Source organism: Vibrio syngnathi, assembly GCF_002119525.1.
Lineage (GTDB): Bacteria > Pseudomonadota > Gammaproteobacteria > Enterobacterales > Vibrionaceae > Vibrio > Vibrio syngnathi.
In genome coordinates, this window is sequence record NZ_CP017917.1 from 1 (window position 1) to 12,856 (window position 12,856).

The window sequence follows — 12,856 nt, forward strand, 5'->3', positions numbered from 1 at the left end:
TTATGTGAGTTTGCTCATAAATGCATGTTCATGTTTTTGTTGTGTTTGTTGTTAATCGCTGTACAATTTGTGCTTAGTTAATCATTACGGAAACTGGCAATGAAAAGAGAACAAACGATTGATAAGCTCTATCAGCTAGCCGAACAAACTCAACAAGTTCAGGCTGACCGAATTGAGATTATTTTGGAAGAGCGAAGTGATGAACATTTCCCTCCAATGTCTAAAGCTATGATGGAGACTCGTTCTGGTTTAACGCGTCGTAAACTCGATGAAGCGATCACTAAACTTGAAGCTGATGGCCACCAGTTTACAAAGAACAACGCTAATCACTACTCGATTTCATTGACAGAAGCTCACATGTTGATGGACGCGGCAGAAGTGCCAAAGTTCCATCAACGTAAGCAGCATGCTGACAACAAACCATGGATTATCAACGTACAAAACCAAAAGGGTGGTACGGGTAAATCGATGACGGCAGTTCACTTAGCTGCTTGTTTGTCTCTAAATTTAGATAAGCGCTACCGTATCTGTCTGATTGACTTGGATCCACAAGGCTCTTTACGTCTGTTCTTGAACCCACAAATTAGTGGTGCAGAGCACGACAGTATTTATTCTGCAGTCGATATCATGTTGGATAATGTGCCAGAAGAGCAGGATGTTGACCTAGAATTCTTACGTAAGAACGTGCTGTTGCCAACTCAGTATCCTAACTTGAAGACTATTTCAGCCTTCCCAGAAGATGCGATGTTTAATGCTGAAGCATGGCAAAGCCTGTCTAGAGATCAGTCACTTGATATTGTTCGTCTTTTGAAAGAAAAGCTTATCGACAAAATCGCCGATGATTTTGATGTGATCATGATTGATACTGGGCCACACGTGGACCCGTTAGTGTGGAATGCAATGTACGCGTCGAACGCACTTTTAATTCCATGTGCAGCCAAGCGTTTGGACTGGGCTTCTACGGTTAACTTCTTCCAGCATTTGCCAACAGTTTATGAGATGTTCCCGGAAGATTGGAAAGGGCTTGAGTTTGTTCGTCTAATGCCAACCATGTTTGAAGACGACAACAAAAAACAGGTATCTGTTCTGACTGAGATGAACTACCTGCTGAATGACCAAGTTATGATGGCCACGATTCCAAGAAGTCGAGCCTTTGAAACTTGTGCCGACACTTACAGCACGGTTTTCGACCTCACGGTAAGCGACTTTGAGGGTGGCAAGAAAACTCTGGCTGTCGCTCAAGACGCAGTACAAAAAAGTGCTCTAGAATTAGAGCGTGTATTACATAGCAACTGGCCTTCACTTAATCAGGGATAACAAGAATGGCAATTAAAACATCTGACTTAAATGCAAAGCTATTTGGTAAAGCAAACAAACGTCGCGTAGCTACGCCACAAGAAGCTCAAACAGCGGCAAAAGAACAAGCTCAAGTGATCGAGCTTTCTGTTGCGGGCGAAGACTTAGTTTCATTTGAATTAGTTCGAATTCCTGCGGCTGATGTAGCAACACGAACGGTTGTTTTCGAAGAGAATGCACGTGAGCAATCTTTCTTAAATGAGCATGCGCTTTCCGATGTACTGACTACGCTTAAAGAGCGCGGTCAGCAATATCCAGCGGTTGGTCGTAAGAACAAAGACGGCAAGATTGAAGTTCTTGATGGTAGCCGTCGTCGAATGTCATGTATTTTGGCTGACAAAGAGTTCCTAATCTATGTCGCTGAAAATATTAACGGTGAGCACGCTAAGTTTTTATCCGATGTAGCTAACGCTCATAAACCACTTTCTCTCTATGAGAAGGGTAAAGAGATGCAAGCTAAGCTTGATAAAGGCGAAGCTGAAGACCAAAAAGCACTCGCGAAAATGTTCCAGTGCAGTGAAGCTTTGGTCAGTGGCGCATTAAAAGCGGCCGCTCTGCCGCTTGAATTGCTACAAGCTTACCCAAATGTAAGCGACCTTGGCCGTCCGACTATTGTTAAGCTACACAAACAATTCAGCGCTCTTACTAGTGAGCAGCAACAAACATTACTGACCAAGTGTGATGCTTCTGAAGGTTTTGTGTGGCAGCGTAGCGAAGCTCAAGGTGTCACTCGTTTAACAAAAGACGTTACAGAGACTTTAGAAGGCTGGGTTCTTGAATTGGCACCAGCACCTGCGAAGAAAGCGTCTCCAAAAGTTGAATTTATTAAAGGCCGAGCGTCATATAGCCGTAAGGGTTCAAACTTGGCGTTGAACCTTAAGAAAGTTGATGATGCAACAATGCAAGAAATCCTCGCGTTCGTTCAATCTAAGCTCGACTAAGTCGACGACTTTTCATTACTCTTCTAAAGCCGCTTTATGCGGCTTTTTATTTGGCTGTGATAAACTGTGTTTAGATGAATCTGGACGCTAACTATGACAAACCCAAGCAACACTTTTCTGCATACACTTTTTAATATTGCCCAACACAATGGTCACCGTTACGGCGTGGTCTTTGATGGCGACTTTAATTGGCAAAACTCTGCTGTTTTTACCTTCCTTCAAAATTCATACACTCCGAGCATCTTCCAGATTGGCGGTACTCCATTTGAAGGTGTGATCCATGCTCCAGTCAAAAAAGGGCAACAACTGCTGGGTCGTGAGTGCCAAGTTCTTGTTTGTGATTTTAGAGAGCAGTTTGATGCGAATGGCTTTAGCGCTGCACTAGGTTCGTTAGTCGGTGGCGGACTGATGCTGGTGTTGCCGCCAAAAGTTGATGACTCCGAAGATAGCGCGAGCTTTGGCCAACGTTGGTTAAAGGGGCATTTCGATAAGCTTATTTCTGTTTCACAAAGCAATGAAGCTGACGATATTGTTCAAGCAACTAACGCACTTCCTCTGAAGAAAGACTTTGAAAATGGTTTGGACAAATTTGACCAGCAAAATCTGGCTGTTGCGTTAGTTAAAAAAGTGGTGTTTGGTCATCGCAAGCGTCCTTTGATCATCACTGCTGATAGAGGGCGTGGTAAAAGCTCGACATTGGGTATTGCGGCCGCACAACTTTTGGTTGAGCGTGTTGGGTTAAATATCATTGTGACAGCGCCTTCAGTAAAGGCCATTGAGCCGGTTTTTTTCCATGCGGGTCAGCGACTCAAATCCAACGAAATGATTAACGCTACTCACTTTCGCTATCAAGGCGGAAGTTTAAGGTTCATCGCTCCAGATGAATTACTTAAGTCTAAGCCTGATTGTGATTTGCTATTAGTCGATGAAGCGGCTGCAATTCCAATCCCGATGATCAAATCTATGGTTGGCATTTATCATCGTATGGTTTTTTCAACCACCGTTCACGGATACGAGGGCAGTGGACGAGGTTTTGGTATCAAGTTTGAATCTTGGCTTTCAGAGCATCGTCCGGGGTGGAAAGGCTTTAAGCTTGAACAACCGATTCGTTGGAATCAAAACGATCCGCTAGAGGCTTGGTTGTTTGATTGCTTTCTACTTGGTAATAACGCATCACTAAATGACTCGGCGGTTAATGAATTAAATGGCTTTTCCGCTGATGCAATTAACCAATTAACTCTGGTCGAGTTATCAAAAGCAGAATGCTTGGCTAATCCTGATCAGCTACAACAATGTTTTTCCCTTCTTGTGGATGCTCATTATCAGACGTCACCAAACGATTTAATGCAGTTCTTAAATAACCCCGCAATCCACCTGTATGCAGCTTGGCATCAAAATGAATGTGTGGGCTGTATGTTGGTAACTGAAGAGGGCGGGTTGGATTGCGATCTGATTGCTCAGATTCAACTTGGAAAACGAAGACCTCAAGGTCACCTGGCTCCAGTATTACTCGCAAACCAATTGGGTTGTACACAAGCGGCGACCAGTCGTTGTCTTCGAATCATGCGTATTGCCGTTTCAACTCGTCATCAAGGTCTGGGAATTGGTCGCTGGATGTTGGGGCAGTTGTCAAAGAAAACTAATCAGGCGGATTACTTAGCAACGAGCTTTGGCGCGACCAGTGAATTGATATCTTTCTGGCGTGGCAGTGAGTTTAACGCTTTGCATATTGGCCACCAGCGCGATCAAGCAAGTGGCTGTCACTCAGTGTTGATGGTTAAGCCACTTAACGAACAGACTCAGAACTGGACTTATCATCTCGAAAGTCATTTTGAGCGTAGTTTCTGTTTCCTCGCTTCTGGTTCTCTGGCTTCTCTTGAAACGGATATGGTGCGTTCATTACTACCCAAACATTCGGAATCTGTCAGCGAATTTGAACTGCAGTTAGTTAAAAATTATGTTGATGGCGGTAACAGTTACGATGCTGTTGGGTTCAGTATCTTGAAGTTAATACTGCTCAGTCACACTCGACATGCTGAGAATTTTCAAACTCACTCTTTGTTTCAAACTCACTCTCTGTCTCATAATAACTCTCAGCCTCAAAATCAGTCACTGTCTCAAGCTCAATCTTGCGTAGTTCTAGGAGCGGGTATTTCTGACTTACTTATCGCGAAGGTAGTGCAGCAAAAAGAGTGGGGGATTTGTGTTGATCAGTTTGACCTTGTTGGACGAAAGCAAATTGAGCTACAGTTTAGAAAAGACGTTGAAGCCTTATTATTAAATTTACAGTGTAAATAGGCAGGCCAATGATTGTTACCAAATTTGGAACTGCAGATCATATTTAGAACTGCTAATTAGATTTACAGTGTAAATTAGAATCCCGGATTTACACTGTAAACTGAAGCGCTGATTGTCGAAATCTAAGTAATTCCAATTAGCCAATCGTTATGTAGATTTCCCCTTTGTTGAGCATGTCCACCATGACGCTTCCGATATCAATTCTACCAATCTAATTGTCGCCGTTGTTTGGAAGCAATGATTTCGGATTATCACATTCATCCCGAATAATTTGGTGATGAGCTCCGTCGCTGTATTGCGATCTTATACTCGTACCCAATACTCATGGTTTGAAAAAATCGTGAAAGAATCTTTTTTGTAAAGGTGAAGTAGAACTTAGAATTGGTCAGTCTTATTTATGAGTCCCTTTGCAACATCGAAAGTAAGTGATGTGACGCTGATTATTATACTGTAGTGATTCTAAGCACTGAGCGAATTATATAGACTGCATAACAACAGAGTTATTAAGGGTACACAATTCGAATGTGGGATAGCATCGTTACATTGTCGGAAGATAAGAAGCAAGTAATGGCATGTCTGCCGTCTGGGTTCGTGGTCAACGCAAGCTTTGACAATAAGACATTGCCAACAACCTTAGAAGCTTTGAACGCATCAAACTATTTTATTTTCGAAGAAGAGATACTGCGTTTTGTCACTCTTGCCAAAGAAGGTAAGGGAGAAGCTTATAAAGGAATATTGATTGCTGAAGTTCGTAATTCCAGTGTTGCGGTTGAACTGTCTGATGATGAGATGCTTGCAAGTCTTGTGGTGACCGGGGCATATAATGGGCAGGCATTACGAGGCAGCGATATCATTCATTGCTTGGCTCAAGCTCACATAACGAAAGGAATTAACAAGCTAGCACTTAGAAAAGTCTTAATGATGAGTAGCAAGCTTAAGCCGGGTGAAAAGTTTACTCAGCCAGTAGCCAAAGGTTCTCCACCGGTCAAGGGGAAAGATGCCAAGTTTTCGGCGTTAGTCGAAGATATTACTAACCAAGTATTAAAGCCTCGCAGTAAAGATGAAGGCAAGATCGACATGCGAGATCTCGGAGAAACCATTACCGTTGGTCAGAATGACCCATTAATGAAACGTACTCCTGCCACCAAAGGTATTGCGGGCTTTACAGTTCAAGGTCGAATTATCCCCCCCCTTCCTGGACAAGACAGTTTGATCAAGCCAGGCAAAGGCACCCACATTTCCCCTGATGACCCCAACTTATTGCTCTCTTCATCCTCTGGACTTCCCATCATCAAAGAGCGAAGTATTGAGGTGGATGACGCCTTGTGTGTTAGTAATGTCGATGTGTCTACCGGGCACGTTAAATTCAAAGGCAATGTGTTTGTCTCTGGAAATATAGAACCTGGAATGATCGTTAAAGCGACCGGAAGTATTACCGTTGGTGGTTTTATTGAATCTGCAGAAGTTCAGGCTCAGGGAGACATAAAAGTCGCGAAAGGAATTATTGGTCACACGACTAAAGAAGACGAGCCCAAAAGCTGTAAGGTGCTTAGCAAAGGCTCTATCACAGCAAGCTATGCACAGAATACAGAACTTCAAACTGCCAATGATATTCTACTCAATCTACATAGCATGAGTAACGACATTCGTTGTGGCAACAATCTCATTGTGATGGATACCTTGAAAAAGCATGGCACGCTGAGTGGCGGTGAAGCCAAAGTCGGCGGCAAAGTCGAATGTGTTTTCTTGGGCGTTGAGGGCGATACAGCAACTAAGGTTCATGGTTTTGCACGCTACGATGGGTATCAAAAAAAGATAGCTCAATTGAAGGAAATTTATAAACACGCTCAAGAACAAACTATGGACGTCATCCGCCAAGAACTCGAATTTAAGAAGCGACCAAAAGCTGAAAGAAGCGAAGAGAAAGCGTTGGAAATTGAACAGCAACGAGAAAAAAACAATCAAGCGATAGAGAATACTAAATCGCAGTTGGATACACTCGAAGCTGAATTTGAGACAAACCTTGCAGAGTGCACAGTAGAGGCGCACGAGAAAGTGTACACCCGTGTATCGGTTTTGTTTGGTGATGAGATGGTGACAACGAAGCGGACGCATGGCGGCAGTGTTTTCTCATTCAATCAATATGAGATTCAATGTTCTTTCAAAATGGAAAAAGAAGATCTTTCATTGTAATTGAACCTTTTTCATTAGGGGTGTTTGAGGTGCTTTTTACTCAATCAAACCAATCCTAGCAGGGGGAGGGGATACCTTCAGGCTGGTAAATTAAGTATCAGCTGTCCCGTACTGAAATGTACTTTAGGAGGCCTTATCGTTTAGCGATAAGGCCTCTTTTTTTGCTCGCGTGATAGTTGTATTTACGGTAAGACCGATCAATAACATGTCATCTAAACTTGCAAAAACACGGCATCATGCTGCTAGGATTTCTGATTATAGAAATTCTACTCTCCGAAATGACTCATCCAAAAGCTGCACCTTGTTCCGAGGTTTATTCCTACGCTATTTCTGAACACTTACTACTATGATTAGTACAACTTGGTTTTGATGCTGTCACTGCTTCGCCAGATATGACCCAATTCAAAACCCTCAAGGACAGTTGTAAAGAACGCGTCTCTCTATCTTTGGTGATAATTAAAAAACATCGTTTTATTTAGCAAGTTTAACCTTTTGTCAATATGTGAATTTTATTTATAAAGAATATACCCAACAAATATGACCTTACCTCTTGATAAATCAAGGGCTACAGATAGTCACTTTATCAATGAAAAAATAGGTTTCATTTGTGAGGGTTTTATAAATCATTCGTCAGCGATACCGTGATTTACATCACAGGATGAGTAAACAAGGTATTATCATGAAAAAATCAGTATTAGCACTCGGCTTAATCGGTTTAGTTTCACTTCCAACTTTTGCAGCAAGCACAGATGGTGGCGCGTATGTAGGTGGTGGACTTAGTGTCTATCAAGATTCCGATACAGATGGTCACGGTAATTTAGATTCAGATGGTATGGGTTATAACCTATACGGTGGTTACCAATTCAACCGTATTGTTGGCGTAGAGCTTGGCTACAACGATTATGCAGATTACAAAAATGGCGCAGAAAAACTCTCGCCAACCTCTATTTCCGTATCAGCGAATATCGGTTATACGTTTGACAACACTATTCGTCCATTCGTGTTAGCTGGTTTAAGCTCTGTTGACCTTCACGCGAACCAAGCGGCAAACTATGGGGACGACAGCGGTACTGGCTTCCACTTTGGCGTCGGTGTTGAATACACGCCGATTGAGCACTTAACACTTCGCCTTATTTCACAAGCTGACGCGGTGAGTGTTGATGACTATTCCTATCAGGGTTCTCTCAAAAACGATGACCACACACTAGCGTTCAACAGTGTTAGCTTCGGTGGTTCATACAACTTCTAATGTGCTCCTCACGGCCACGTTGTAAGTAAATAACTCAAATTCACTTTGCTACTTTGCCCTATGATAAGGCAGCACAGTAAAGTGAATTTTTGTATCTATACACCCTATCGAGCCATTTCACTTTAGCCGGTTATCACTCACCATCACTTCTCGATCTTTATGCGTTGATATTAGAGCTTTCTTGATAGGGAGACTAAAATAAAGAGATAAGATACGCAGGAAAAAAGACCTATGAATCTACCAAGCTTAAACATGTCGATAAACAAGCTGCCCTTTGTGTTGGCTGTGTATTATCTGCTTGTCGTCAACCTACCGCTCTCTCAAGAACTGTTTAGTATTGTTCAGGCATCAAAGTCTGAAAGTGTCGCGTTTCTTGTATCCATCCCGTTCTTCTTCCTTGCTGCTTTTAATTTCATCTTCCAAGTCTTTAATTGGCCGATATTCTCCAAACCGTTTTTCATCTTATTACTGATCACCTCAACCTTAGTCAGCTACAGCATGTTCAATTACGGCATCTATGTAGACTACGGGATGATAGAAAACGTATTCGAGACCAATAGTGGTGAAGCAGCTAGTTATATCAGCGGTCACTCAATCTTATGGCTACTAGCCATGGGTGGAATTCCATCACTTATCCTCTGGTTCACCAAACTTGAAAAAGAGTCTTGGAAAGATTTCTTTGTCTGGAAATCGATTGGGCTGCTCTCTTCCTTGATCGTCATTGCCATCATTGCCGGGCTTTTCTACAAAGATTACGTATCTATTGGTCGTAATCATTCGCACATCAAAAAGATGATCATCCCGACCGAGTATGTGTCATCAACGGTTAAATACATCAATAACACCTACATCAAACAGCCCATTCCCTATCAAGAGTTAGGGTTAGATGCGAAGCAAACAGCACAAGCCAAAGCGGCAACCAAACCGACCTTATTGGTGTTTGTGCTGGGTGAGACAGCTCGCGTGTATAACTACCAATATTATGGCTATGAGCGTGAAACCAACGCTCATACCAAACCTTACAACCCGATATTTTTCTCTGATGTTCAGTCGTGCGGGACAGCCACTGCGGTTTCTGTGCCATGTATGTTCTCTAACATGAATCGCAGCAACTACGACCGCGACAAGGCTTACAACCAAGACAACGTGGTCGACATTATGAACCGTGCAGGCATTCACTCTATCTGGCGAGAACACGATGGTGGAGACAAGGCGGTCGCACATCGAATCAAAGAGATGACTCTCGTCGCCAAAGACAGCGACCCGCTGTGTAATAACGATGTGTGCTACGACACAGCCATGCTAGAGAACTTCGAACAAGATACTCAAGAACTCAAGCAAGATAGCATCATTTTCTATCATATTTCGGGGTCTCACGGGCCTACTTACTTTGAACGTTACCCAGACGAACATAAGAAGTTTACGCCAGATTGCGCTCGCGCTGATATTGAAAACTGCACCAAAGAGCAAGTCGTCAATACCTATGACAACACTATTTTGTACACGGATTTCTTTCTCTCACAGGCGATTCAAAAACTTGATAAACTCACAGATAAGTTCAATGTCGCGTTGATGTACATTTCCGATCATGGAGAGTCTTTAGGAGAAAACGGCGTCTACTTGCATGGCATGCCCTACTCACTGGCACCAAAAGAGCAGACTCACGTACCAATGATTCTATGGATGTCTGATGGCTTTGCTACAGAGAAAGGGATCAATGAAACGTGCTTGCGTAAAGAAGGAAAGGAACAGAGCTTTTCGCACGACAACCTGTTCGATTCTTTGCTTGGCTTGATGGACGTGCAAACCAAAGAATACCGAGAGGAACAAGATATCTTCGCACCATGTCGATAGTGCTTTGTCTTATGTAAACCATCGAAAAACTCGAGTTTCCTGAGCAGGCTCTCCTCAACTTCCCCTAAAAAGAAAAGACCTCGGTCTTTTCTTTTTTTTTCGTCGCTAACATGGAGACAGAGTGCTAATTTATAACGACGAAACAATGAGCTACATTTAATGGAGACAATAATGGAAGAGTCCGTCGCGAACCCAAAGACCAACCTCTCTTATTAGACTTTATCTCACTCACATAGCTCATTAAACTTACCACTATTAATCTCAGTTCAATACGGCACCTGAATGGCGCCATAATACCAATGTTTACGTCATATCATTAAGGACAGCGAATGGACGCTTTCATAATTTCAAGCTGGCAATTTTCAGAAGGTGTGGCACATGAGCACACCACCAGCCCTGCCTCATTCGAGCAATCAACTTGGTATCACTGCCAAAGAGATGCTGACGGTTTGAGAGAATGGCTCCACAGTAATACGGTTCCAAATGCCATCATCGATTCATTACTCACAGACGATACTCGTCCTCGATTTGAGCAGTTTGGTCACGACTGCTTTTTGATGATCTTGCGAGGCATTAACCTAAACGAAGGTGCGAACCCTGACGATATGTTGAGCTTACGCATCTTATGGTACAAAGGCACTTTAATCTCGACACGTAAAGTTCCTTCGAAAGCGGTCAGTAATCTAATATCCGATCTAAAACAAAACCAAGGTCCAACATCATTGCCTGATGTCTTACTTGGAATGATCCGTGGAATTAACCATTACATATCAAGCTTCTTGACTCCCGTCGAAGAACTGATTGATCAGCTAGAGTCTGAATCTCATCACGATATTAAGTCCATCAATGCTCTGCATTCTAGATTGCTCAGGTTGAGACGCTATTTAAAACCACAGAAATACGTTTTTGAGGACTTAATGAGTGACCTGCCTGCACCATTGAGTAAGCACAACAGTCATATCAAAAACAGTCTTGATACCATCTTGAGGATTAACGAATCCGTTGAATTCTATATCGACCAGATTAATGTGTTTTTGGCGAGTAGAAGTCAGCAGCAAGCTGAAAAAATGAATAGAAATACATACCTATTTTCTATCATTGCGGGTATTTTCCTACCTGCCGGATTTTTCACCGGTTTGTTGGGCGTCAATATTGCTGGGATCCCAGGAACAGACAACACTGTGGCATTTCCACTTTTTTGTATCGGACTGCTGATGGTCGTGGCGATTGAAGTCGCTATTTTGAAGAAATTAAGGTTTATTTAATGGTTGAATATTTACAATCAAATATGTGGCTTAAGCAAGTGAGTTTAGGTTTACTTCTTATCACTGCGTATTGGGTGACAAAACGCTTGGGGAAGAATTGGATCGAAGCACTGGCTAAAAACAAGCGAGTAGCATTCAAGCGTAAGCAATTCGTGATCAAGTGTTTTAATATCGCTCTGTTTCTACTCTTCATCGCTGTGTTTACGATTGTTCTTAACTTAGGTTTTGGTGATATTTCACTATTCTTGTCATCCATATTTGCGGTGCTGGGTGTCGCTTTGTTCGCGCAATGGTCGATTCTAAGTAACCTTACAGCCAGCGTACTAATATTTTTCGTATTCCCTTATCGCATTGGTGACAGAGTAAGAGTCGCGGAGAAAGACGAAGACATCAGCGGTGTGATCATCGATATCACCATGTTCCACGTTATTCTTCGACACAGTTCGGGCAACATCATCACCTACCCTAATAACCTGATCCTACAAAAGGGCGTGATAAAGGTATTAGTTGATCCTGAGTTAAAGAGTAAAACTGTCGATACAAAACTCATCAAAGCTGAAGACTCAGGAAAGTAATGCGCCCTATTCAACGTCCCAATCAATAAGTTCAGCAGAGGGCAAAATATCTTGCCCTCTTTCAATTAACATCAGCTCTTCTGTTAACACCCACACACCTTTCAAAACTGTCGTTTTTATTCAATACCAGCCTCAAGCCGTCGCCTACAATTGCTGTTATTAAGACGTGGCTCAGCTAATCGATTTATTTCATCGTCAATTGAAGTACCTGAGAACAAGCTGACGACCACGCACTCTACCGAATCAAGACAGCAGGAATTCAAGCGATGTTAGACATCAAAAAAATCTCAACACTTAGCGACTTAAACGAATTTAAAACGGCTTACTTTGCTGAGTCAACAGCACCACTCGATGGCATGTGGCACTTTGGCTTTGTGCCAATGTCTGACCATTTTGGTTTTTACGAAAACGGTAATCTTGTCGGTTACTGCGTATTAAATGGTGAAGGCTACTTGCTTCAGTTATTCCTAGCGGCAACAGCCAACGCGAACATAGCCGACTTGTTCACCTTGATCATCGAAAACAACAGCTCTGTGATTGGGGAGGTGAAAGGCGCATTCGTGAGCACAGCAGAGCCGCAATATCTGTCACTATGCTTGGACAATACCGAGTCCTTCAAAGTCAACGCATTGATGTTCCGCCAGCGTCCAACGGCTGTCGCAAACAACATTGAAAACATCGAGATGACTCTCGCGACGGAAGAGCAACTCGATCAGCTAGTCGAATTTGCTTCCTCAGCGATTGGCGCGCCTAAAGAGTGGCTCACCGGTTACTACGGTAATTTGATTGCCCGCCAAGAGCTATGGGGCTACTGGGAAAGCGACAGTATTCTTGCTACAGGAGAGTGCCGTAAGTTCGATGAGCACCAAACGCAGTTTGCTGACTTGGGTATGATTGTCGCGCAAGCAGAACGTGGAAAAGGCTTAGCAACACGCGTACTGAACTTTCTAACACAACACGCCACCAGCCAAGGTTTGGAAGTTATTTGCTCCACAGAAAGCAGCAATATTGGCGCACAAAAGGCCATTAAACGCGCTGGGTTATCATCAAAACATCGCATCTTACAGTTTGATTTTAGCGAGTTAAAGAAATAGCTTAGCCTTGATATTGGCTAAATATCAGAAC

General features: G+C 42.8%; 8 protein-coding genes and 1 pseudogene. All 9 read left to right on the forward strand.

Annotated elements, in window-relative coordinates; all coding sequences use genetic code 11:
* Positions 1-99 precede the first annotated feature (99 nt).
* Positions 100-1,317: a ParA family protein gene (locus tag K08M4_RS15020; protein WP_086050453.1), complete on the forward strand. Its 1,218-nt coding sequence runs from the start codon at positions 100-102 to the stop codon at positions 1,315-1,317.
* Between the two features lie 5 nt (positions 1,318-1,322).
* Positions 1,323-2,297 carry a ParB/RepB/Spo0J family partition protein gene (locus K08M4_RS15025; RefSeq protein WP_086050454.1) on the forward strand — a complete coding sequence of 325 codons (975 nt, stop codon included), beginning with the start codon at positions 1,323-1,325 and terminating at the stop codon, positions 2,295-2,297.
* A gap of 93 nt (positions 2,298-2,390) precedes the next feature.
* Positions 2,391-4,323 (forward strand): annotated as a pseudogene (locus tag K08M4_RS15030) (tRNA(Met) cytidine acetyltransferase TmcA domain-containing protein); the annotation flags it as partial.
* 794 nt (positions 4,324-5,117) lie between these two features.
* Positions 5,118-6,788, forward strand: a complete 1,671-nt coding sequence (locus tag K08M4_RS15035) for a FapA family protein (RefSeq protein WP_086050456.1) — start codon at positions 5,118-5,120, stop codon at positions 6,786-6,788.
* A 679-nt stretch (positions 6,789-7,467) separates the two neighbouring features.
* Positions 7,468-8,037: a porin family protein gene (locus K08M4_RS15040; RefSeq protein ID WP_435532566.1), complete on the forward strand. Its 570-nt coding sequence runs from the start codon at positions 7,468-7,470 to the stop codon at positions 8,035-8,037.
* Between the two features lie 231 nt (positions 8,038-8,268).
* Positions 8,269-9,891 carry a phosphoethanolamine transferase gene (locus tag K08M4_RS15045; RefSeq protein WP_086050458.1) on the forward strand — a complete coding sequence of 541 codons (1,623 nt, stop codon included), beginning with the start codon at positions 8,269-8,271 and terminating at the stop codon, positions 9,889-9,891.
* A 329-nt stretch (positions 9,892-10,220) separates the two neighbouring features.
* On the forward strand, positions 10,221-11,156 hold the full coding sequence (locus K08M4_RS15050) for a CorA family divalent cation transporter (protein WP_086050459.1): 936 nt from the start codon (positions 10,221-10,223) through the stop codon (positions 11,154-11,156).
* Positions 11,156-11,731, forward strand: a complete 576-nt coding sequence (locus K08M4_RS15055; protein WP_086050460.1) for a mechanosensitive ion channel domain-containing protein — start codon at positions 11,156-11,158, stop codon at positions 11,729-11,731. The genes K08M4_RS15050 and K08M4_RS15055 overlap by 1 nt, the downstream gene beginning before the upstream one ends.
* Positions 11,732-11,997: 266 nt before the next feature.
* On the forward strand, positions 11,998-12,825 hold the full coding sequence (locus K08M4_RS15060; protein ID WP_086050461.1) for a GNAT family N-acetyltransferase: 828 nt from the start codon (positions 11,998-12,000) through the stop codon (positions 12,823-12,825).
* The last annotated feature ends 31 nt before the right edge of the window (positions 12,826-12,856 follow it).